A 19,980-nucleotide genomic window follows, 5' to 3' on the forward strand; every position below is an offset into this window, starting at 1 on the left:
TCCTCGACATGCCGGCCGAATTCAGCCTCGGCGCGCTGCCGGGTCTGGTGCTCGCGGACTTCGCGGGCTACCTCCTAGCCGGGCTCGTCCTGCTCCTCGGATCGCTCTCGACGCTGTTCCGCGCGACGGCGGGCGCGGTCCTGCTCGGCGTCGGCGCGCTGCTGGCCATCGGGGCGCTGCTCATCGAGCCGCTGTCGATGGGCGTGCCGCTCGGCCGCTTCGCCGACGCGATGTTCACCCACGGCGGCCTCGCCATGGTCGACCGCGTCGGCCTCGCCACGCTCTCGGTGCTCGTGCTGGTCCTGGCCTTCCTGCCGCCGACGTTCCGGTACCTGCGCTACCGCGCCGCGCTGCCCGTCATGGCCGGTCTGGGCGCGTACCCGTCGTCGTCACGGAGCTGGTGAGGTCCGCCTTCGCGACGTACGGTAACCAGCCGTATCCTCGGCAGCCGTGCCCACCTCCACCGAAGGCCGCACGGCGCTCGCCGCGGCGGCGCTGGCCCTGTTCGGCGGCCTGGTCTACGCGGCCGGGCTCGTGCTGGACGTCGTCACGCTGGTCCGCTTCCCGGCCGACGCGGCCCGCGTCGGCCTCCACGCGGCGGTCGACGCCGTCCTCGCCTCGGCCCTGCTCCCCGGCGGTGTCCTGCTGCTGCGCCGCCACCCGGTCGGCCGGATCGGCTGCGTGGCCGGCAGCTCGGCGGCGCTGCTCGCGACGCTGACGTCGCTGGTACTGGCGGCCACCGGTCTCGCGGTGGTCGATCTCGGCGGCCCCGGCGACCTGGCCGCGGGCGGGCTGGCGGCGCTCGCGCTGGTGCTGCCGCCGTCGATCACCACCCTGGCGCTGGCCGCTTCCCGGCCCGCCGCCCGCTGGGTCGGGGTCGCGGCGGCCTGATCTCCGGGCGTGCGGACTTCCACCCGGCGATGTCGATCGCGGCGAAACCGCTGACCTGGCCGCGGGCCGACTCGCCGGTGACACTGAGACCCATCCCACCTGACGGGAATGTTCACGCCAGGCCTTACGCTGAACAGATGGTGGACGACTACTCCGAACTGGGCTTCGAGACCCGCGCGATTCACGCGGGGCAGAAGCCCGACCCCCGCACCGGCGCGGTGATCGTGCCGATCTACCAGACCTCGACCTACGCGCAGGACGGCGTGGGCGGGACCCGCGAGGGCGACTACGAGTACTCGCGCACCGCGAACCCGACCCGTTCGGCGCTGGAGGAGGCGCTGGCCTCGCTGGAAGGCGGCCGGCACGCGCTGGCCTTCGCCTCCGGCATGGCCGCGTCCGACGTGGTGCTGCGCAGTACCCTCCGCCCCGGCGACCACCTCGTGCTCGGCAACGACGCGTACGGCGGCACGTTCCGGCTGATCGACAAGGTGCTCAGCCTCTGGGGCGTCGAGCACACCGTCGCGAACCTGGCCGACCTCGACGAGGTGCGCGCGGCGATCCGCCCCGAGACGAAGCTGATCTGGTGCGAGTCGCCGACCAACCCGATGCTCGGCATCGCCGACATCGCGGGGCTGGCCGGGGTGGCGCACGACGCCGGCGCCCGGCTGGTCGTCGACAACACCTTCGCGACGCCGTACCTGCAGAACCCGCTCGCCCTGGGCGCGGACATCGTCCTGCACTCGACGACGAAGTACCTCGGCGGGCACTCCGACGTCGTCGGCGGCGCGATCGTCACGAACGAGGACGAGCTGCGCGAGCAGTTCTTCTTCCTCCGCAACTCCGCGGGCGCGGTGCCCGGCCCGTTCGACGCCTGGCTGACCCTGCGCGGCATCAAGACGCTGGCCCTGCGCATGGAGCGGCACAGCGACAACGCCGAGCGCATCGTGCAGGCGCTGGTCAACCACCCGAAGGTGGCCAAGGTCTACTACCCGGGCCTGCCGGAGCACCCGGGCCACGAGGTCGCGGCGAAGCAGATGCGCCGCTTCGGCGGCATGGTCTCGTTCAGCCACGCGGACGGCGAGCAGGCGGCGCTGGAAGTCGCTTCGCGCACCAAGCTCTTCATCCTCGCGGAGTCGCTCGGCGGCATCGAGTCGCTGATCGAGCACCCGGGCAAGATGACGCACGCGAGCACGGCGGGCTCGACCCTGCAGGTCCCGGCCGACCTCCTGCGCCTCTCGGTGGGCATCGAAGACGGCCGCGACCTGGTCGCCGACCTGCTGGCGGCGCTGGACTGAGCGGTCAGTTCAGCTCTTCGGCGAGCCCGACGACGATCCCTTCGGGACCGCGGACGTAGCACAGCCGGAAGATGCCCCCGTACGGCTCGATCTCGCCCACGAGCTCGGCGCCGTGCGGGCGCAGGCGTTCGAGGACGTCGTCGAGGTTCTCGTCGAGCGCGAACATGATGCGGCGGTAGCCCAGCGTGTTCGACGGCGCGATCTTCGGCTCGGGGACGACGGCCTTGGGCTGGTGGAACTGCGCCAGCTCGATGCCGCCGTTGCCGTCCGGCATCCGCAGCATGGCGATGTCCTGCTTGACGTCCTCGAGGCCGATCACGCGTTCGGCGAAGCGCCCTTCGAGCGGGCCCTTGCCTTCGAGCCGCATGCCGAGCTCGACGAAGAACGCGATGACGGCGTCCAGGTCTTCGACGACGATGAGGACGTTGTCCATCCGCTTGAGCGCCAACGGGGGTTCCTCAGGGGTTGTAGTTGCCGTGCACCACGCCGCCGGCCTGCTGGTTGCCCGTGGCCGGCAGCTTCGAGCCGTCGACGCAGCCACCGACCAGCTCGACGTGGCTGTCGTGGCGGATGTACTGGGCCGGCGAGCCGCACGAGGCGTTGTCCACCGTGATGTACGCGGCTCCGGTGAGCGCCGCGGCCGAGGCCAGCCCGATCACGAGCGGGACCAGCCCGGCGGACCGGGTGGCGCGAGCCCGTCGAGCGTCGTTCCCCCGTGCCATGAGTTGCTCCCTGTTTACCGCGTGTTGACGGGATCCAGGGTACCCGGCTCCTGGTCCGGTCAACCTGTGGATCTCCTGAGTGGCATAGTCCGGCCCATGGAACTCGTCACCCTCGAGCGTATCCAAGCCGCCCGGGAGCTCCTAAAAGGAGTAACCCGGGTGACACCGATGGAGCACGCGCGCGACCTGCGCAAACTCCACGGCGGCCCGGTCCACCTGAAGTGTGAAAACCTGCAGCGCACAGGTTCGTTCAAGATCCGCGGCGCCTACACCCGCATCGCCGGCCTGACCCCGGCCGAGCGCGAGCGCGGCGTCGTCGCGGCGAGCGCCGGCAACCACGCGCAGGGCGTCGCGCTGGCGTCGTCGCTGCTCGGCGCCAAGTCCACCGTCTTCATGCCGCTGCGGGCGCCGCTGCCGAAGCTGGCCGCGACCCGCGGGTACGGCGCCGACGTCCACCTCCACGGCGCGCTCCTGGAGGAGACGCTCCGGGCCGCGATCGAGTTCGGCGAGCGGACCGGCGCGGTGTTCATCCACCCCTTCGACCACCCGGACGTCATCGCCGGCCAGGGCACGGTCGGCCTCGAGATCCTCGAGCAGGTGCCGGGCGTGAAGACCGTCCTGGTCGCCACCGGCGGCGGCGGGCTGGTCGGCGGGGTCGCCTCGGCGGTCAAGGCGCTGCGCCCGGACGTCCGCGTCGTCGGCGTCCAGGCCGAGGAGGCCGCCGCGTACCCGCCTTCGCTGGCCGCGGGCGCGCCGGTGCGGCTGGGCCAGACCTCGACCATGGCCGACGGGATCGCCGTCGGCGAGCCGGGCCTGGTCAGCTTCGCGCACGTCGAGTCGCTGGTCGACGACGTCGTGACGGTGTCCGAGCAGTCCCTGTCCCGCGCGGTGCTGCTCTGCCTGGAGCGGCGGAAGCTGGTGGTCGAGCCGGCCGGCGCGGCGCCCGTCGCGGCACTGCTGCAGCACGTCGGCGCCTTCGAGCCGCCGGTCGTCGCGATCCTCTCCGGCGGCAACGTCGACCCGGTGCTGCTCCTGCAGATCATCCAGCACGGCATGACCGCGGGCGGCCGCTACCTGCGGCTCCGCCTGCGCGTCCCCGACCGCCCCGGTTCCCTGGTCGGCGTGCTGTCCTGCGTCAGCGAACTCGGCGCGAACGTGCTCGACGTCGAGCACTCGCGCATCTCCGGCACGCTCGACCTCGGCGAGGCCGACGTCGAACTGGCGCTGGAGACCCGCGGTCCCGAGCACTGCAAGGACGTCGAGCGCGCGCTGGCGGACGCCGGTTACACCGTCGTCTGAGGCTGCTCGCCGGTGATCGCGGTGAGCGCGAGGTCCTTCGCGGCTTCCGGCACCTCCGCGGGCGCGGTGAAGCGCCGGGCCCGGATGTGGGCGACCAGCTCCGGGTCCGGTGGCACGCCGTGCTCGCGCAGGTAGTACGCGACCGCGCCGGGCCACGCCCAGACGCCGTCGGTGCGGAAGTTCATCGGCACCGCGTCCGCGCGGTCGGGCGCGAACGCGTCCGGCCCGTTGCTGCGGGACGCCAGGATCACCGGCGCCGCGTCGAGGTACGCGAGCACCCGCTCGATCTCGGCGGGCAGGAGCGGCTGGCGCCGGATGAGCGGGCGCCCGGAGGCGTCTAGGCCGTCGTAGATGCGCGGGGTGCGCACCTCGCCGTCACCCGGTGGCGGTGTCAGCCCGGCTTTGTCCCGGAGCCAGCCCGGGATGTGCTCGTCCGCACGCGGGAAGAACCGCAGCTCGTCCTGGAACCCGATCGGCGGCGGCTGCTGCCGGAACGGCGGTTCGAGGTCCGGCCGCACGAAGTCGACGTCGGGGGCCTGCCCGGGTTCGAACACGAGGATCGCGCCCAGCCAAGTACCGAAGCCGGGCTGGTACATGCCCGACCGCAGCACGCCGAGCAGCCGCACGGCCTCCGGCGGCGGCTGCGCCACGCGGGGCCGCCCGTCCGGGCCGGTCACCAGCAGGTCGGCCTCGACGTGCCGGCCCGCGGCCCGGTACTCGATCCGCAGCTGCCGCCAGCCCGGCGGCGTCGACGCGGTGAGCGCCGCGCCGATCTGGCGGACGATCTCCTGCTGCTGGTCCGGGCGCAGCGGCCCCGGTGGCTGGGTCATGGTCAGGCTCCTTCGGCGCCTTGGCGCAGCCAGTCAGGCGTGCGCCGCTCCGATCGCGGGTAGCGCCGCAGTTCTTCGGCGAACGCCCCGGCGGGCGGACGCTCCCGGAAGCCCGGGTCCTCGGTCGCGTTGAACTGCGCCTTGACCGAGTCGGGGAACTTCATTTCGTACTTCAGGCTCACCCACGTGCCCCGGCCGTCGGACAGCGAGGCGGCGCGGTGGCGGCGGAGCAGGTCGAGCACCTGGTCCGGCGGGGTCCACGGGTAGACGGTGCCGGTGATCGAGTGGACGACCGCGCCGGACTCCTCGTGGTCGCCCAGCGCCCGGTACTGCAGCTGGACGTAGTCCCAGCCCGCTGGGAGGGTGAACTTCAGGTAGTCGGCGACGTTCTTTAGCAGTGCGTTGGGCTCGTCGGGGGGCCGCTCCCCGGCGGGCTCGCCCTTGATGCCCTCCCGGTACCAGGCGGGCGTCCACTCCGCGTCGCGGAAGTAGGCCTCGAAGTCCTGGTGCCAGACGTCGGCTTCGAGCGGCGGGTCCCACAGCGGGTCGAGGTCGAAATTGTAGGAGACGCGGTACTCGCCGTCCGGCTCGATGACCAGCCGCAGCGACAGCCAGGTGCCGCGGTCGCGCATGTACTTCTTGTTCCGCAACTCGAACAGCAGCGGGCTGACGTCGGGCGGCGGCTCCATGCGCGCGGCCGCGCCGTCCGGCATCACGACGGCCAGCGCGATCTCCTCGACCGCCGCGGTCAGCCGGACGGTCATGTCGATCCGCCGCCAGCCTTCGGGAGCGGCGTCCATGAGCCAGCCGCCGATCCAGCGGACCACCTGGTCCTCGTCCGCCTCCCGGAGGTCAGGTCCGGGTGGGGGGTACCACGGGGGCTGGGTTCGGGACATTCGGGAAGCTCCTGTAGTTGTACGTGCGGGTGCCGTCGGGGTGGATTCTCTCGGACATCACGTGCAGCCGGTCGGGCGTCTCCCCGGTCGACGGCGCGTCGGCGTAGACGCGGGTCGTGCCGTGGTCGCCCCCGCCCCGCTCGAACGTCTGGCGGTCGATCTCCATCTGCCGCCAGTTGTCCGGGTTGCCGACGCTGTGGTTCTGCTCGTAGAGCTGGGGAACCATGCCCATCCGGCCCTGCAGCCCACCCGATCGGTGGTCGGCGGTGTGCCCGCCGCGGTTGACGGTGCTGCCCGGGTGGTCTTCCAGCCCGACGTGGCCGGTGCGTTCCTGCGGGCCGAGGCCGACCCGTTTCGTCGCCGGGCTGGAGTAGTCCGGCTCCCAGGAAACGGCGGCGTTCCCGTGCTCGTCGACGTGGTAGTGCATGTTGTCGGCGCCGATCTCGTACTTGGCGCCGCGCACCGGCATGCCGTCGGGCCGGCCGGCGTGCTGGTCGTGCATCGTGTGCTGGTCACCCGTCTCCGGGTTGATCATGCCGCGCTCGTTGTCGTGCCACGTCTTGATGTGCGTGAACTCCGGCGGGTTGTCGCCGCTGGTGTAGAAGGTGCCGTGCCACTGTTCGGTGCCGTCGGGCGCCGTCGAGTAGATCTCGTACCGGCTGTTCGGCTTGAGGTCCTCCGGCGGCGTGGCGCCGAACGGCCCGTCGCCGTTGTGACTCGGGTCGTAACCGGTGATCCGGCGTTCGACGGGCGGCGGCGTCATCGGCGGGTCGAAGTGGTCGATGTCCAGCTCGGGACGGCCGTCCGCGTCGGTGTGGAACTCGAACTGCCCCTCGCCGGTGTTGACCCGGTAGTCGACGTCGCCGTGCAGGTGCGAGGTGTCGGGGTTCCCGACCTCGACGCTGCTGTTCCCGACCCGGGTGTTCGGCACGTCCGCGTCGATGTGCGTGATCCGCGGCGGGGTCTCGCCGTTCGTGTAGACGCGCGTGAACCGCCCGTCCGGATCGGTGATCTCGTAGCGCGTGTTCGGTTCGAGGTGCCGCGGGTTCGCCGGGTCGAAGAACCGCTCGTTCCGCCCGAGCGTGACGTCCTCGTGGCGCTTGAACTCCGGTTCCCGCCAGCCCTCGTCGAGGTCCCGCATGTCCGGGTGGTCCTTGCCCCGCGCGACCGCGCTGTCGGCGTCGACGTCGACGTCGTGCGCGTCCCCGTGGTGGCTGTCCGGCGCGAACCCGTCCTCGCCGGCCCGGTGGGTGGAGCCGTCGGGGTGGTGGGTGTTCCATTCGCCGTCCGGCGGGATCCGGGGTCGCATGCGGCCGTCGGGTCCGATTTCGTAGTCGGAGGAGAAGACGCGGCCGTGGGAGTCGGTCCAGGCGGGTCGGGTGGGGGCGAGGACTTCGGTGTCGAGTTCGCGGGAGAGGCGGTGGGCGAAGTCGTTGGAGGAGGCGTCGCAGCCGATGAGGCGGATGGGGCGGCCGTCGTAGTCGGCGTTGCGGCGGAGGACGTCGGCGAATTGTTCGGGGGTGTAGAGGCGGTCGCCGATGCGTGCGTGCCCGTCGGGTGTGACGTGGACGTCGACGGTGTAGCGGCCGTGGGGGTCGGGTTGGACGCGGTGGGGGAGGTCGCCCATGTGGGGGTCGCCGGCGTGGTAGGAGGTGCCGGCGGGGGTGTGTTCGGCGTGTCGGGTGTTGATTTCGTCGGGGGTGAGGGGGTCGTGGTGGGGGGTGGTGCCGTCGGGGTCGGCGGGGTCGTGGTGGCTGGGGTTGTTGTCGTGCGGGCTGTGGCCGTCGGGGGTGTGGCCGGTGCCGTCGGGGTGGTGGGTGCCGGGGTTGTTGCCGGTGGGGCCGGGGGTGCCGGGCCGGGTGGCCGGGGTGCCGGCGCCCGGCGTGCGGGCGCCGGGGGTGTCGGGTGCGTGGGTGCCGGGCCCGTAGCCGCCGCGGGCGGCCGGGGCGGGTGTCTCGGGCGTGCGAGGCCGACCGGCGGGCAGGTCGGTGCCGGGGCGGGGACGTCCGGGTGCGTCGACGTGCGCGCCGGGGCTGCCGGGGGTACCGGTCCAGCCCCCGCCGCTGGTGCGCGGGGAGCCTCCGCCAAGCCCGCCACCGCCGCCGGCGGCGGGTGTGCCACCGGGTGGCATTCCCCCGGCCATGGGGGCCCCGCCCTGCGGCGGGACACCGGAGGTGTCGGCGCCGCGGGGTGCGGGCACGCTGCCGGGGTCGGTGGTGCGGGGTGTGGTGGGGGCGGTGCCGCTGGCGGAGGTGGTGCCGTCGGCGCGGGGAGGCGCGGCGCTGCTGGGGGTGTCGGTGCCGGCGTGGGAGCCGGGGCCGTCGGTTCGTGCGGCGGGCGAGGAGCCGGAGTGGGTGGGAGTGCTGTCGCTGCCTCGTATCGGTGACGGGCTGGAGTCCCCGCCGGTGTGGGCGGGTTCGCTGCTGCGCGTCGGTGCGGGGCTGCTGTCGCTGGCCCGGGCGGGGGTGTTGTCCCCGGTGTGCGACGGTGTGCTGTCGCTGCCCCGGGTCGGCGAGGGGCTGGAATCGCCTGTGTGGGAGGGCGTGCCGTCGCTCCCGCGGGTGGGTGAGGGGCTGCTGTCGCTCGCCCGCGACGGCGTGCTGTCCCCGGTGTGCGACGGTGTGCTGTCGCTGCCGCGGGTGGGCGACGGGCTGCTGTCCCCGCCGTGCGAGGGCTCGCTGCTGCGGGTCGCCGACGGGCTCGCATCGCCCGTGTGGGACGGCGATCGAGTCGGCGCGGGACCGCTGTCCGACGGCGCGCCATCGCTGCCGCGAGTCGGCGAGGAACTGCTGTCCCCGCTGTGGGTGGGCGCACCATCGTCGGAGCGTGCGGCCGAGGGGCTGCCGTCCGGTGCCTCGTCCCCGGTGTGGGAGGGGGAGCTGTCCCCGTCCCGGCCCGAGCCGCGGCGGGACCCTCCATCCGGTGTGGAATCGGTGTTCATCGGGTCCGAACTCGGCGAATCCCCGTCCGCGCGACCAGATTCGCCCGACTCACCCCGCGACCCGTCCCCCTCACCGGAGTGGGAACCGTCCCCACCGGACGAGCCGTCCCCGTCCGGGGAGTCGCCGTGGGCCCGGGCATGAACCCCGCCACCTTCGCCCTTGGGGATCTTGTGGACGAAGCCGCCTTCCTTGACCTTCAGCCCGTCCAGGCCGGAGACCTTGCCCAGGACCTTCCCGAACACCTTCGCGATCTTCTCGAAGACGTCGACCAGCTTCGACAGCAGCGGCGACACTTTCCGGATGGTGTCGGTGAGCTTCTTGAGCAGCTCCCCGATCTTCTTCCCCCACTTGGCGATCGCCGCCGACGCCTGCGCGACCACCACCGGGGTGCCGAACCCGAGGGAGAAGACCTCCTCCATCACCCACGCGATCAGTTTCCCGACCAGGTCGGCGATCAGCTGCCGGACCGTTTCGCGGACGAACGACACGACCTGGCCCATGATCATCGTGACCGTGCTGATCGCCCCGGCCACCGTCGCCGCCCCCGACAGCGCCTCCGAATGTTCCGCGGCGAACTTGCGGTAGGCGTCCGCGCCCGCGCCGGTCCAGCCGGTGGTGCCGTTCTTGACCGCGTTGTCGAAATCGGTTTTGCGTTCGCCCAATGCTTTGGAGACGTTGCCCCAGGTGTCGGCGTAGGACTGGATGACCGGCGGGTTGCCGGCGACGGAGTCGAGCATGTCCTTCAACGGCTGCACGTGTTCCATCAGGAACGACGCGACCGAGGACATCAGGTACCCGAACGGGTCGATCGCGGCGCCGGCGATTTCTCCGGCGAGGGAGAGCATGCCGAGGCCGCCGGAGACCCAGTCGCCGTCTTTGATGCCGTTGAAGGCGTCCATGGAGGATTCGGCGATGCCGATGCCGCCGGCCCAGCCGTAGTCGCCGTTGCCGGCGGTGAACGCGCCCGGGCCGTCCGGGTCCTGCTTCGAGTCCGCGACGAGCGGATTCCCCTCCGGCATCACGCGCCGCCGGCGGACTTGTTCAGGTCGTCGGCGACGCCGGTTTCGTACTTGTGGTACGCCGCCGCGGCTTCGCGGACCTTGCCGGACACCGCCGTCATTGCTTCGACCGCGTCCTTCAGCGCGTCGATGCCGTACTGCTCGACCGGGTCCAGCATCATCCGGAACGGCTGGCAGAGGATGCCGTACGCGTCCGTCGGCATGCTGACCTGGTTCGCCGCGTCGACGGCCTGCTGCAACCCGTCACCGATGGCGTCGAGCTGGTGGGCGTGCGCCGTCAGGTCGGTGCTGAGTTCCACATCCGTCATCGGTTCCCCCTCAGGAAAGGATCGGTCCGCCGAAATCGTCGTCATCGTCGTCCACCGGACGGCGGCGCCGCGGTGGTTGCGGCGGCGCGGGCGGCGGCGGCGGGGTGCGCGGCGGCGCCGGTGGCTGCTCCTCGTTGTCCTCCGGCAGGAACCGGCGGACGCGGTCGGGCTCCGGGAACGCGGGTTCCGGCTCCGGCGGCGGCTCCGGGAAGGTGCTCTGCGCCTCGCGCACGATTTCCGCGGCGGCCTGGTCGCCGGTGCCCGTGGTCTCCGCCATGGCCTGCTGCAGCAGCTCCGGGATCCGCGCCTGCGCGCGCTGCACCAGCTGCATCACCTGCGCCGACACCTCGGCCATCCGCTTGCCCGCCGCGGCTTCGGCGATGACGAGGTTCTTCAGCAGCCCGCGCGAATCGACGGTCACCTGGACGGTCCCGTCCTTCGACCGCTCGGTGACCGACTGGCCCTGCACGCGATCGGCCAGCGCCTGGTACCGCACGGCGTTCTCCTCGAGCCGCTTGGTCCAGTTGTCGATCATCGCGTCGCTGGCGTCGATGCTGTCCGGCATCCCGGCCCCTTCTCTCTGCTCCACCACACTGACGGAACCGGGCCGCGCGCGGTTCCCGGGAAACGCCAAAAGCCACCATAGGGGACCCGGAGGTCTCCCACGGTGGCCTTCGCCGAGATGTGTCAGAGGTTGCCGCGGCGCTCCTGCTCGCGCTCGATCGCCTCGAACAGGGCCTTGAAGTTGCCCTTGCCGAAGCCCAGCGAACCGTGGCGCTCGATCAGCTCGTAGAAGACGGTCGGGCGGTCGCCGATCGGCTTCGTGAAGATCTGCAGCAGGTAGCCGTCCTCGTCGCGGTCGACCAGGATGCTGTGCTCCTTGAGCGTCTCGATCGACACGCGGACCTCGCCGATCCGGGCGCGCAGCTCGGGGTCGTCGTAGTAGGAGTCCGGGGTGTCCAGGAACTCGACGCCGGCGGCGCGCATCGCGGTGACCGTCGCGATGATGTCGTTGGTGGCCAGCGCGATGTGCTGGCAGCCCGCACCGTCGTAGAACTCGAGGTACTCGTCGATCTGCGACTTCTTCTTCGCCACGGCGGGCTCGTTCAGCGGGAACTTGACCCGGTGGTTGCCGTTCGAGACGACCTTGCTCATCAGCGCCGAGTACTCGGTCGCGATGTCGTCGCCGACGAACTCCGCCATGTTCACGAAGCCCATGACGCGGTGGTACCAGTCGACCCAGTAGTCCATCTTGCCGAGCTCGACGTTGCCGACGCAGTGGTCGACGGCCTGGAACAGCCGCTTCGGCGCGCCCTCGGGCCGCTTGATCGTGCTCTCGCGCGGCTCGTAGCCGGGCAGGTAGACACCCTTGTAGCGCGACCGGTCGACCAGCGAGTGGCGGGTCTCGCCATACGTCGCGATCGCGGCGACGCGCACGGTGCCGTGCTCGTCGGAGACGTCGTGCGGCTCCTCGAGGATGGTCGCGCCCTGCGAACGGGCGTGCTCGACGCACTTGTCGACGTCGGTGGTCTCGAGCGCCAGGTCGATGACGCCGTCGCCGTGCTTGCGGTGGTGGTCGAGCAGCGGCGAGTCCGGCTTCACGCCGCCGGTGATGACGAACCGGGCCGAGCCGGACTTCAGGACGTAGGACTTGCGCTCGAAGTCGCCGGTCTCGGGGCCCGAGTACGCGACGAGCTGCATCCCGAAGGCGATCTGGTAGTACCAGGCCGTCTGGGTGGCGTTGCCCGCGATGAACACCACCGCGTCCATGGCCTTGACCGGGAACGGGTCGGTCGAGGCGTCGTGGTCGACAAGCCCGACGAGCTGACGCAGCTGGTCGTAGCTGACGTCGTCGAGGCCGCTCTGGGGTTCGGCAGTCTGGGTCATACCCCGAAGGATCACGCCTGCGAGTCAAGATGTGCAATGGTCTCTGTTTTCACTGGGCAATCTGCCGAGTGTTCGCCGCGAATCGGCCGTCATCATGGACAATCTGTGCATGCCGGAGAACCTCGATGCGCTGGATGCGCGACTGCTGCTGTTGCTCACCGACTCGCCGCGTCTCGGCGTGCTGGAGTGCGCGCGCCGGCTGGGGGTCGCGCGCGGCACGGTCCAGGCGCGGCTCGACCGCCTGACCGAGCGCGGCATCCTGGGCGGCTTCCCGCCGGAACTGGACCTGGCGGCGATGGGCTACGGCCTGACGGCGTTCGCGTGGCTGGAGATCGCCCAGGGCCGCCGCGCGGAGGTGGCGAAGGCGCTGTCGGCGATCGACGAGGTCTGCGAGGTCCACGCGACGACCGGGCAGGGCGACCTCTTCGTCCGGATGGTTGCGCGGGGCAACGACGACCTGCAGCGGGTGATCGACGAGGTGGTCGGCGTGCCGGACGTGCTGCGGACGTCGACGTCGATCGCGCTGTCGACGCCGGTGCCGCCGCGGGTCCGCCCCCTGCTGGAGCGGACCGCGCGGGGCTGACGCCGCGTAGCTTTCACGTGAAAGCTACGGCTCAGGCTTCGCCGGCCACGTGGGCCAGGTAGCGCCGGGCCGACCGCTGGACGACCTCGTACCCGTCGGTGCGCACGATCGCGTCCCACCAGGCGCCGTAGATCGCCTCGAACCGGTACCCCGCCAGCAGCTCCGCCGCCCGGCGAACGACGTGCGGGCGCTCCGGGATCAGGTTCGGGTAGCTGTACATGAAGCCGACGTGCGTCCGGTCCGGGATGACCTGCACGATGTCGCCGGACAGCAGCGCGCCCTGCCCGTCCTCGCCGTCCGGCCAGTGCAGGACCGTGCCGCCGGTGAAGTGCACGCCGAGGTTGATCAGGCGCAGGTCGTCGGCGACGTCGAGGGTCGTGCCGGACCACAGCTTGACCGCCGGATCGGGCCTGCCGATCCACTCCTGGTCGCCTTCGTGCAGGTAGATCGGCACGTCGAACGCGTGCGCCCACTCCACCATCGTCGTGTAGTAGTGCGGGTGGCTGATCGCGATGCCGGTGATCCCGCCCAGGTCGCGGACCTGGGCCACCAGTGCGTCGTCGAGGTACGCCGCGCAGTCCCAGAGGAAGTTGCCCGAGCGCGCCTGCACCAGCAACGCGCGTTCGCCGATCGCGAAGCCCGGGTTCGAGCCGACGCCGATGATGCCGCGGCCCTGCTCTTCGATCCGCGGCGTGTACGTGCCGCTTTCGCGGAGCGAAGAAAGGTTCGTCCACTGCTGCCCGGACCGCGGGACGTACTGGCGTTCGTCCTCGCAGACCGGGCAGTCGTCACGGACGGTGGCGTACTGCATTCCGCACGCCAGGCAGATCGGTTCGGTGCTCACGGCTGTGTCCTCCCAGAATGTGGATCCTGGGAGGACACGCTAGCCGGGGCTATTTGGCGTCGGTGTAGGGAACCGCCTTGACGAGGGTGACCTTCTGCAGCTTGCCGTTGGGCAGCTCGTACTCGCGGGACTCGCCCTCCTTGGCGCCGAGCAGGGCCTTGCCCAGCGGCGACTCCGGGGAGTACACGTCGAGTTCGCCCTCGGCGCCTTCTTCGCGGGTGGCGAGGAGGAACTTCTCGTCCTCGTCGTCGCCCTCGTAACGGACGGTGAGAACCTTGCCCGGGCCGGCGGTGCCGTCGTTCGCGGGCGCTTCGCCGACCTTGGCCGAGCGCAGCAGCTCCTGCAGGTGCCGGATGCGCGCCTCGGCCTGGCCCTGTTCCTCACGGGCGGCGTGGTAGCCGCCGTTCTCCTTGAGGTCGCCCTCTTCGCGGCTGTCGTTGATGCGCGCGGCGATGACCGGACGATTCTCGATCATTTCGTCGAGCTCGTGCTTGAGCCGGTCGTAGGCATCCTGGGTCAGCCAGGTCACCTTGGTGTCGCTCACGGTCACCATCTCCTCGTCGGGCCTGCCAGGCTTGCGTGTTCAAGCCGGCCCACACGGGCGTAGTTGCCCGCGTGGCTGAGATAAAGGAAAAACACGGCCCGTCGTGGGCCGTGCTGAGGGGTCAGACTATCACGGCGCGACAGGTCGACGCCCGTTAATTCCGCTGGCCCCGGGCGTTGGGCGCGCGGTTCACCCCGTTGGCCGCTATGGGGTTGACAGATACCGTGGTATGTCGTACGAGCAGCCGTACACGTCGGCGGTCACCGGCTCGCCGATGCTCCTGATCGTGGTGCTCATCCTGCTGTACTTCGCGCCGGCGGGGATCAAGAGCTCTTTGCGGCCGCTCTCGGCGCCGGTCTTGTCGCGGGCCCGCACGATGCAGACGCCCGGCTTGCTGTCGTCGTCCCGCGTCACGTTGATGGTGATTTCCATCGCGTTGCCCGGTTCGGCCTTGAACGCGACGCGCTCGGCGTCGATCGGAGCGGCACCGAGGTTGACGTACGCGACCCACGCGATCACGCCGCTGACCAGCAGGGCGACGGCGAGGAAGAGCCAGCGGCGCCACCGCCGCGACGGCGTGGCCCCCCGCGTGCCGTACCGGCCTTCGGGCAGCACGGGCGCTGCCGTTTCCGCCGGTCCGCCTGCCAACGCGGGGCCTCCTGCTCGTTCTTGTCGTACCCGCGGGGACAATGGTGGGGCGGGTACGGCTTCGAGTATCCGCCCGCTGGGTGGGCGGCCCGCAGGTGGGTCGCGGAATACGGGTAGAGAAGGAGTCGTTCGCAGCATGGTGGACCAGCTGACGAAGACCGCCAAGCCGCGCCTGCGCCTGATGGCCGTGCACGCGCACCCCGACGACGAGTCGAGCAAGGGCGCCGCCACGATGGCGCGCTACGCCGCCGAAGGCCACGAGGTGCTGGTCGTCACCTGCACCGGTGGCGAAGCCGGCAGCATCCTGAACCCCGCCATGGACCGGCCGGAGGTCCTGGCGAACATGGCCGAGATCCGCCGCGAGGAGATGGCCCGCGCGGCCAAGATCCTCGGCGTGAGCCAGCGCTGGCTCGGCTTCGTCGACTCGGGCCTGCCCGAAGGCGACCCGCTGCCGCCGGTGCCGGAGGGGTCGTTCTCGGTCGTGCCCCTGGAGGAGTCGACCGAGGCCCTGGTCCGGGTGATCCGGGAGTTCCGCCCGCACGTCATCACGACGTACGACGAGAACGGCGGCTACCCGCACCCCGACCACATCCGCACCCACGAGGTGTCGATGGCGGCGTGGGACGCGGCGCCCGACCCGGCCCGGTTCCCCGACGCCGGCGAGCCGTGGCAGCCGTTGAAGCTGTACTACGGGCACGGCTTCTCGCGCGCCCGGATGACGATGTTCGACGAGGCGCTGAAGGCGGCCGGGCTCGAGTCGCCGTACACCGAGTGGCTGGCCAAGTGGGACCCGGACCGGGCCGATGTCATGGAGCGGGTGACGACCCGCGTCGAGTGCGGTGAATACTTCGAGGTGCGGGACGAGGCGCTCAAGGCGCACGCCACGCAGATCGACCCCACCAGCCGCTGGTTCGCGGTGCCGCTGGAAATGCAGCGCGAGGTCTGGCCGACCGAGGAGTACGAGCTGGTCAAGTCGCTGGTGGACAGCACGTTGCCGGAGGACGACCTGTTCGCCGGCATCAAGGAGAAGGTGAGCACATGAGTCTGACGCTGCCGGCCGGCGTGGCGCTTCCGGTGACCGCGTCGGCCCTGGTCCTGACGCAGCAGCCGGGCAACGGCGACAACGGCGGGCAGGGGGAGGACTTCGGCAAGTCCTCCCCGGTCGGCTTCCTGGTGCTGATCCTGTTCCTCGTGGCGGTGGCCTTCCTGGTCCGCTCGATGACGAAGCACCTGAAGCGCGTCCCGGCGAGCTTCGACGACCCGCCGGCCGAGGCCGCAACGCAGGAGCCCGTGGCGAAGTCCGAGGAGCCCGCGGCGGCCGAGAAGCCCGCGAAGGACTCCCCGGCCGCCAAGGCCGACTAGAGCCGCGGGTCCACCGGGTCCGACTCCAAGGCGAGCACCGCGAACACGCATTCGTGGACTCGCCAGAGCGGCTCGCCCCGCGCGACGCGCTCCAGCGCCTCCAGCCCGAGCGCGTACTCGCGCAGCGCCAGCGCCCGCTTCCGGTTCAGCCCGCGCTTGCGCAGCCGCTCCAGGTTCGACGGCAGCGTGTAGTCCGGCCCGTAGATGATCCGCAGGTACTCGCGCCCGCGCACCTTCACCCCGGGCTGGACGAGGCCGCGCGTGCCCCGCGTCAGGTTCGCCGCCGGCTTGACGACCATGCCTTCACCGCCGCGGGCGGTCAGCTCCTCCCACCACGAGACGCCCCGGGCGACCGACGCGGCGTCCAGGAGGTCCACCTCGAGCGTCCGGGTCGGTTGGAACCGCGGTCCGGTCAGCCGCTCCAGCATCGACAGGTGCCACGTGTGCGGCCGGTCGTGGTAGGCCGCCCCTTCCGACGCCAGCAGCTGGAACGGCGCCAGCCGGACGCCGTCCAGGCCCGACGTCGGCCAGCAGTAGCGCCGGTAAGCCGCCCGGTAGTCGTCCACTGTGGACGATCGAGCCGCCGTCCGCGCCAGCAGGTCCGAGACGTCGATGCCGCGCGCGGCCGCCGTCGTCAACGCCGACACCGCGGCCGGCAGCACCGCCTGGGCGGCCGCGCCCACCGAGGCGTACTGCTCCGAAATGAGGGAGCCCGCCTTCGCGCTCCACGGCAGCAGCTCGGCGTCGAGCAGCAGCCAGCCCGTTTCCAGCTCCCGGAACAGCCCGGCCGCCGCCGTCCGCACGTCCGCCAGCAGTTCGTCGTTCTGCGCGGCGGAGAAGAACGGCCGCCCGGTCCGCGTGTACACCGCCCCGCCGCCCTCGATGCCGAAGCGCCGGGCCGCGACGCCGTCCTCGCAGACCAGCACGACCGCCCGCGACCCCATGTGCTTCTCTTCGCACACCACGGCTTCGACACCGGCGGCCCGGTACTCGGCGAACGCCTCCTCGGGGTGCTCCAGGTACTCGGGGCGGGACGACGTCGAGCACGGCGCCATCGTCGGCGGAAGGTACGCGAGCCACCGCGGGTCGACCGCGAACCGGCTCATCACCTCCAGCGCCGCCGCCGACTGCTCCGCCGAGACGCCGACCCGGCCGTGGTGCGCGGTCTGCACGATCCGCTTCCCGGTGACGTCGGCCAGCTCCAGCACCGCCGACTCGCGCCCGCCCGGCGGCCGCGAAGAATCCAGCGGGCGGACCGGCTCGTACCAGACCCGGTGCGCCTTCACCGAGACGACCTCACGCTCCGGGTAGCGCAGCGCGGTCAGCTTCCCGCCGAAGACGCACCCGGTGTCCAGGCACATCGTGTTGTTGACCCACTCCGGCTCGAGCGTCGGCGTGTGGCCGTACAGGACCATCGCGGACCCGCGGTAGTCGCGCGCCCACGGCAGCCGCACCGGCAGGCCGTACTCGTCGGTCTCGCCGGTCGTGTCGCCGTAGAGCGCCATGCTGCGCACCCGCCCGGACGCGCGCCCGTGGTACCGCTCGGGCAGCCCCGCGTGGGCGACGACGAGGTTGCCGCCGTCGAGGACGTAGTGCGCGATCAGCCCGTCGCAGAACTCGTGCGCCTGCCGCCGGAACTCCTCGCTCTCTCCGGCGAGCTGGGCGAGCGACTCGGCGAGCCCGTGCGCGGCGTTGACCTTCCGGCCGTGCAGCGCGCGCACCAGCTTCTGCTCGTGGTTCCCGCAGACGACCAGCGCGGTGCCGGCCGCGGCCATCGCCATCACGCGCCGCAGCACGCCGGGGGTGTCCGGGCCGCGGTCGACGAGGTCGCCGACGAACACCGCGGTCCGCCCGTCGGGGTGCGCCCCATCGACGTACCCCAGCTCGGCGAGCAGCTCGTCGAGCTCGGCCGCGCAGCCGTGGACGTCGCCGATCACGTCGAAGGGACCGGTCAGCTCGCGCTTGTCGTTGCGCAGCGGCTCGACGACGAGCTTCGCCTCGGCCACCTCGGCTTCCGAGCGCAGCACGTGCACGCGCCGGAAACCCTCGCGCTCCAGCGACTTCAGCGACCGCTGCAGCTCGCCGCGCTGCCGCCGGACCACGTGGTCGCCGAAATCGCGGTCGGGCCGCGACGCGTTGCGCGCCACGCAGACGCCGAGCGGCAGGTCGAGGACGATCGCGACGGGCAGCACGTCGTGCTCCTTCGCGAGCTTCACCAGGCTCGCCCGCGAAGCGCGCTGGACGTTCGTGGCGTCGATGACGGTCGTCCGCCCGGCCGCGAGCCGCTTCCCCGCGACGTAGTGCAGCGCGTCGAAGGCGTCGGGGGACGCGGACTGGTCGTTCTCGTCGTCGGCGACGAGCCCGCGGAAGAAGTCGCTGGAGAGCACCTGCGTCGGGGCGAAGTGCGTGCGCGCGAACGTCGACTTGCCGGAACCGGAAGCGCCGACGAGCACGACGAGCGCCATGTCGGGGACGGTCAGCTTCACGCGGCCACCTCCTCACTGGTCGAAAAGACCGCCATCTGGGTCGGCGGTCCCGATTCCTGGTCCACCGGTCCGATCGGCAGGTACCGGACGTCGTAGCCGCGCCGGGTCGCGACGCCGTCCGCCCAGGCGCGGAACTCGGCTCGCGTCCATTCGAACCGGTGGTCGGCGTGCCGGAAATGCCCCATCGGCAGGAACTCGAACAGCCGGTTGTACTCCGCGTTGGGCGTCGTGACGACCACCGTGCGCGGGGCCGCGACCCCGAACACCGCGTGCTCCAGGGCCGGCAGCCGGTCCGCGTCGACGTGTTCGACGACCTCCATCAGCACGGCGGCGTCGTACCCGGCCAGCGCCGGGTCGGCGTAGGTCAGCGCGGACTGCCGCAGCGTGACCCGGGTGTAGCCGCCCAGCCGCTTCTCCGCGATGGCGAGCGCGCTCGCGGAGACGTCGACGCCGACGATGTCGACGAAGGACCGCTCCTTCTCGAGCACGCGCAGCAGCGCGCCGGAGCCGCAGCCGAGGTCCAGCACGCGCCGGGCGCCCGCGGCCCGCAGCACGGCGAGCACGCTGCCGTGGCGCTGCGACGCGAGGCTCTCCGGCTTGTCCGGCAGCTCGGTGACCAGTGCCTCGGCCTCCGCGGGGACGTCGTCGGACTCGGCCAGCCGGGAAAGCGCGTAGTTCACGACCGGGCGGCGCCGCTCCAGGTAGCGGTTCGCGATGAGCTCCCGCTCGGGGTGCCCGGCCAGCCAGCCCTCGCCGGCGCGCAGCAGCTTGTCGGCCTCGTCTTGGCCGACCCAGTAGTGCTTGTCGCCGTCGAGCGCGGGCAGCAGCACGTAGAGGTGCCGCAGCGCGTCGGCGACGAGCTGGGTGCCGGTCAGCGTCAGGTCGACATAGCGGCTTTCGCCCCACTGCGGGAACTGCGGGTCGAGCGGGATCGGCGTGGCCGAAACACGCCAGCCGAGCGGCTCGAACAGCTTGTGCACGGCCTCGGGGCCGCCGCGCGCGGACAGCGACGGCACGCGGACCTCGAGGTCGAAGAGCTCGTCGACGAGCTCCGGGCGCGCGGCGCAGCGCCCCGCGAGCGCCGTCGTGAACGCGGCCCGCAGCGCGACCGCGAGGTACGAGCCGCCGGCGTAGGGCCGGTCGTTGACGTACTGGGTCAGCGACGTGCCGCCGCCGCGCACGAGCCCGACCGGGTCGATTTCCACGAACAGCGCGGCGGTGCACCGCTCCGGCCCGGCTTCCGGGTAGAAGACGTGCGCGGTGCCGGCCGAGAGCGCGACCGACTGCGCTTTCTCCGGGTGCTTGTGGAGGAGAAAGCCCAAGTCGGTGGCGGGGTTCCGGGTCGTGGTGATGGTCAGCAGCACCCGCACAGTGTGGCCGAGCCGCCGGTGCGTGCGCGCCCGCTTTTCCGGGGTGCGACCCTG

General features: G+C 71.8%; 20 protein-coding genes. 7 read left to right on the plus strand and 13 right to left on the minus strand.

What is annotated here, in order from left to right:
* The first annotated feature begins 8 nt into the window (after positions 1–8).
* From H4696_RS40410 to H4696_RS40420, 3 genes are all read left to right on the plus strand, one after another.
* Positions 9–404, plus strand: a complete 396-nt coding sequence (locus H4696_RS40410) for a hypothetical protein (RefSeq protein WP_225955945.1) — start codon at positions 9–11, stop codon at positions 402–404.
* 46 nt (positions 405–450) lie between these two features.
* Complete coding sequence (locus H4696_RS40415) at positions 451–891, plus strand: hypothetical protein (RefSeq protein WP_086862880.1); 441 nt, start codon at positions 451–453, stop codon at positions 889–891.
* Between the two features lie 137 nt (positions 892–1,028).
* Positions 1,029–2,186: a cystathionine gamma-synthase gene (locus tag H4696_RS40420; RefSeq protein ID WP_086862879.1), complete on the plus strand. Its 1,158-nt coding sequence runs from the start codon at positions 1,029–1,031 to the stop codon at positions 2,184–2,186.
* Between the two features lie 4 nt (positions 2,187–2,190).
* Here the strand turns inward: H4696_RS40420 and H4696_RS40425 are convergent, their stop codons facing one another.
* Together H4696_RS40425 and H4696_RS40430 are read right to left on the minus strand one after the other, a co-directional pair.
* Positions 2,191–2,634: a VOC family protein gene (locus tag H4696_RS40425; protein ID WP_086862878.1), complete on the minus strand. Its 444-nt coding sequence runs from the start codon at positions 2,632–2,634 to the stop codon at positions 2,191–2,193.
* A 10-nt stretch (positions 2,635–2,644) separates the two neighbouring features.
* On the minus strand, positions 2,645–2,908 hold the full coding sequence (locus H4696_RS40430; RefSeq protein WP_086862877.1) for a hypothetical protein: 264 nt from the start codon (positions 2,906–2,908) through the stop codon (positions 2,645–2,647).
* Positions 2,909–3,004: 96 nt separating this feature from the next.
* Here H4696_RS40430 and ilvA point away from each other — a divergent pair, with 96 nt between their 5' ends.
* Positions 3,005–4,207, plus strand: coding sequence for a threonine ammonia-lyase (ilvA, locus tag H4696_RS40435; RefSeq protein WP_086862876.1), 1,203 nt, complete (start codon positions 3,005–3,007; stop codon positions 4,205–4,207).
* On the opposite strand, the gene H4696_RS40440 is transcribed toward ilvA, so the two are convergent.
* From H4696_RS40440 to hppD, 6 genes are all read right to left on the minus strand, one after another.
* The gene (locus H4696_RS40440; RefSeq protein ID WP_086862875.1) at positions 4,192–5,037 is read right to left on the minus strand and encodes a ferredoxin; all 846 of its coding nucleotides are present in this window, start codon (positions 5,035–5,037) and stop codon (positions 4,192–4,194) included. The two genes, ilvA and H4696_RS40440, sit on opposite strands and share 16 nt — an antisense overlap.
* A gap of 2 nt (positions 5,038–5,039) precedes the next feature.
* Positions 5,040–5,864 carry a hypothetical protein gene (locus tag H4696_RS40445; protein WP_192782800.1) on the minus strand — a complete coding sequence of 275 codons (825 nt, stop codon included), beginning with the start codon at positions 5,862–5,864 and terminating at the stop codon, positions 5,040–5,042.
* Between the two features lie 25 nt (positions 5,865–5,889).
* Positions 5,890–9,894, minus strand: a complete 4,005-nt coding sequence (locus tag H4696_RS40450; protein WP_225955946.1) for a hypothetical protein — start codon at positions 9,892–9,894, stop codon at positions 5,890–5,892.
* Positions 9,894–10,202, minus strand: a complete 309-nt coding sequence (locus H4696_RS40455) for a type VII secretion target (RefSeq protein WP_086857447.1) — start codon at positions 10,200–10,202, stop codon at positions 9,894–9,896. Before H4696_RS40455 ends, H4696_RS40450 begins: the two co-directional genes overlap by 1 nt.
* Before the next feature lie 10 nt (positions 10,203–10,212).
* Positions 10,213–10,767, minus strand: coding sequence for a YbaB/EbfC family nucleoid-associated protein (locus tag H4696_RS40460; protein ID WP_086857446.1), 555 nt, complete (start codon positions 10,765–10,767; stop codon positions 10,213–10,215).
* Between the two features lie 122 nt (positions 10,768–10,889).
* A complete protein-coding gene (hppD, locus tag H4696_RS40465) occupies positions 10,890–12,089 on the minus strand; it encodes a 4-hydroxyphenylpyruvate dioxygenase (RefSeq protein ID WP_086857445.1) in 1,200 nt (399 codons plus the stop codon).
* 109 nt (positions 12,090–12,198) lie between these two features.
* Between hppD and H4696_RS40470 the strand changes: the two genes are divergently transcribed.
* Positions 12,199–12,672: an Lrp/AsnC family transcriptional regulator gene (locus tag H4696_RS40470; RefSeq protein WP_086857444.1), complete on the plus strand. Its 474-nt coding sequence runs from the start codon at positions 12,199–12,201 to the stop codon at positions 12,670–12,672.
* A 31-nt stretch (positions 12,673–12,703) separates the two neighbouring features.
* Here the strand turns inward: H4696_RS40470 and H4696_RS40475 are convergent, their stop codons facing one another.
* The 3 genes from H4696_RS40475 to H4696_RS40485 all read right to left on the minus strand — a co-directional run bounded on the left by H4696_RS40475 (position 12,704) and on the right by H4696_RS40485 (position 14,708).
* A complete protein-coding gene (locus H4696_RS40475) occupies positions 12,704–13,516 on the minus strand; it encodes an MBL fold metallo-hydrolase (RefSeq protein ID WP_086857443.1) in 813 nt (270 codons plus the stop codon).
* 49 nt (positions 13,517–13,565) lie between these two features.
* Positions 13,566–14,069: a transcription elongation factor GreA gene (gene greA, locus H4696_RS40480; RefSeq protein WP_086857442.1), complete on the minus strand. Its 504-nt coding sequence runs from the start codon at positions 14,067–14,069 to the stop codon at positions 13,566–13,568.
* A gap of 195 nt (positions 14,070–14,264) precedes the next feature.
* Positions 14,265–14,708 (minus strand): DUF4307 domain-containing protein, encoded by a 444-nt coding sequence (locus H4696_RS40485; protein ID WP_086857441.1) that lies wholly within the window; start codon positions 14,706–14,708, stop codon positions 14,265–14,267.
* A gap of 136 nt (positions 14,709–14,844) precedes the next feature.
* Here H4696_RS40485 and mca point away from each other — a divergent pair, with 136 nt between their 5' ends.
* Both mca and H4696_RS40495 read left to right on the plus strand, forming a co-directional pair.
* Positions 14,845–15,750: a mycothiol conjugate amidase Mca gene (gene mca, locus H4696_RS40490; RefSeq protein WP_086857440.1), complete on the plus strand. Its 906-nt coding sequence runs from the start codon at positions 14,845–14,847 to the stop codon at positions 15,748–15,750.
* The gene (locus tag H4696_RS40495) at positions 15,747–16,070 is read left to right on the plus strand and encodes a hypothetical protein (RefSeq protein WP_086857439.1); all 324 of its coding nucleotides are present in this window, start codon (positions 15,747–15,749) and stop codon (positions 16,068–16,070) included. The genes mca and H4696_RS40495 overlap by 4 nt, the downstream gene beginning before the upstream one ends.
* On the opposite strand, the gene H4696_RS40500 is transcribed toward H4696_RS40495, so the two are convergent.
* Complete coding sequence (locus H4696_RS40500) at positions 16,067–18,556, minus strand: polynucleotide kinase-phosphatase (protein ID WP_086857438.1); 2,490 nt, start codon at positions 18,554–18,556, stop codon at positions 16,067–16,069. The genes H4696_RS40495 and H4696_RS40500 overlap by 4 nt on opposite strands.
* Positions 18,553–19,920: a 3' terminal RNA ribose 2'-O-methyltransferase Hen1 gene (locus tag H4696_RS40505; protein ID WP_086857437.1), complete on the minus strand. Its 1,368-nt coding sequence runs from the start codon at positions 19,918–19,920 to the stop codon at positions 18,553–18,555. The genes H4696_RS40500 and H4696_RS40505 overlap by 4 nt, the downstream gene beginning before the upstream one ends.
* Positions 19,921–19,980 lie beyond the last annotated feature (60 nt).

It is taken from the genome of Amycolatopsis lexingtonensis (genome assembly GCF_014873755.1).
GTDB lineage: Bacteria > Actinomycetota > Actinomycetes > Mycobacteriales > Pseudonocardiaceae > Amycolatopsis > Amycolatopsis lexingtonensis.